This window comes from Pseudomonas viridiflava (assembly GCF_001642795.1).
In the GTDB taxonomy this organism is placed as follows: Bacteria; Pseudomonadota; Gammaproteobacteria; order Pseudomonadales; family Pseudomonadaceae; genus Aquipseudomonas; species Aquipseudomonas viridiflava.
On record NZ_LKEH01000037.1, the window covers coordinates 383 to 2715 of the forward strand.

Genomic DNA, 2333 nt, shown 5'->3' on the forward strand with positions numbered 1-2333 from the left:
TGCTGACGGCGGACGCCTGTATCGCACCGGCGACCTAGCGCGTTATCGCGCAGCTGGCGTCATCGAATACGCCGGGCGTATCGACCATCAGGTCAAGATCCGTGGCCATCGCATCGAGTTGGGCGAGATCGAAGCCCGCTTGCAGGCTCAGGCCCAGGTGCTCGAAGTGATCGTGCTCGCATTGGACGGTCAACTGGTGGCGTATCTGGTGCCGGGCGACCCTGCGCAGGACCCGCACACCCTGCGTGAGGTCCTGAAGGGCGAACTGAGAGCTTATCTGCCGGACTACATGGTGCCGACCCATTTCGTGCTGCTGGACGCCATGCCGCTGACCGCCAACGGCAAGNTCGCAAGGCACTGCCTGCGCCGGATGCCACCCAATTGCAGGCGCAGTACGTCGCGCCCGAAGGCGAGCTGGAACAGCAATTGGCCGCGATCTGGGCCAAAGTGCTGAAGGTCGAGCAGGTCGGTCGTACTGACAACTTCTTCGAGCTGGGCGGGCATTCGCTGCTGGCCACACAGGTCATTTCGCGCATTCGTCAGCAGCTCAGTGTCGAGCTGTCCCTGCGTCACCTGTTCGAAGCGCGGGATCTGGCCGCGTTCGCGCAGTGTGCCGGTCAGGGGCAGGCCGCCAGCGTGCCGTCGTTCGTCAAGGCCGACCGCAGCCAGCCGCTGGGTCTGTCTTACGCCCAGCAGCGTCAATGGTTTCTCTGGCAGCTCGATCCGCAAGGCACGGCCTACAACATGCCTGCCGTGCTGCGCCTGAGCGGCTCACTGGACATCGCAGCGCTGGAAAACAGTTTCAGTGCGCTGATCGCCCGTCATGAAACCTTGCGCACCACGTTCCGTCAGGATGGCGAGCAGGCGGTGCAGATCATCCATCCGGCCCGCACGTTCACGCTGACGGTCGAGTCGCTGCCTAGTGGGCAGGGTGTTGAAGCGATCGTGCAGCACGAAGTGCAGCGTCCGTTCGATCTGGAGCAAGGCCCGCTGCTGCGCGTCAAGCTGCTGAATCTGCGCAGCGATGAGCACCTACTGATCCTGACCCAGCACCACATCGTCTCCGATGGCTGGTCGATGCCGATCATGGTCAACGAACTGGTGCGTCTCTACGAAGGCTTCAGTCAGGGCCGCGACGCGCAACTGGCCGAGCTGAGCCTGCAATACGCCGATTACGCGCTGTGGCAACGCAACTGGATGGAGGCGGGCGAGCAGGCGCGACAGTTGGCGTACTGGAAACAGCAACTGGGTGACGAACAACCGATTCTGGAACTGCCCGCCGACCGGCCGCGTCCGGCGCTGCAAAGCCATGCCGGGGCGCGACTCGCCATCGAGCTGGATGAGGTGTTGATCGAAGGGCTGAAAAATATGGCCCGTCAGCAGGGCGTGAGCCTGTTCATGGTGCTGCTGGCTTCGTTCCAGAGCCTGCTGCATCGCCACAGTGGGCAGTCCGACATTCGCGTCGGCGTGCCGATTGCCAACCGCACCCGGGCTGAAACCGAAGGCCTGATCGGCTTTTTCGTCAACACTCAGGTGCTGCGTGCCGGATTTGATCTGCACACGACTTTCAACGAGTTGCTGCAACAGGTCAAACAGACCGCGCTGCAGGCCCAGGCGCATCAGGAGCTGCCGTTCGAGCAACTGGTCGAAGCCCTGCAGCCCCAGCGCAGTCTCAGTCACAGCCCGCTGTTCCAGGTCATATTCAACCACCAGAACCAGGCCAGCGCCGAGGTGCGCGGTGTGGCGGGCCTACAGGTTGAAACCGTCGAGCTCGACAGCTACCCGGCGCAGTTTGACCTGACCCTGAACACCGCCGAACACGACGGTGGGCTCAGTGCGGGCATGACCTATGCCACCGCATTGTTCGATCGCCACACCATCGAGCGCATGGCCGGGCATTGGCAAACCCTGTTGCGTGCCATATGCGCCAATCCCGGCCAGCGTATAGCCGAACTGCCGATACTGAACGACGCCGAACGCCAGCAGATGCTGGACTGGAACGCCACCTCTGTGGCCTTCCCGAGCGAACAGTGCATTCATACGCTGATCGAGACTCAAGTTCAAAAAACGCCGGATGCGCCCGCGCTGATCTTTGCCGAGCAGCAACTGAGTTACGCGCAACTCAACGCTCGCGCCAACCAGCTGGCTCACCGTTTGCGTGAATCGGGCGTCGGCCCGGACGTGCGAGTGGGCATCTGCGTCGAACGCAGTCTGGAACTGGTGATCGGCCTGCTGGCCATCGTCAAGGCAGGCGGTGCCTACGTGCCGCTGGACCCGGATTACCCCGAAGACCGGCTGGCCTACATGATGCAGGACAGCGGTATCGGCCTGCT

General features: G+C 62.9%; 1 pseudogene. It reads left to right on the forward strand.

Annotated features, from left to right (window positions below):
- A pseudogene (locus AO065_RS20220) lies at positions 1-2333 on the forward strand (condensation domain-containing protein); the annotation flags it as partial.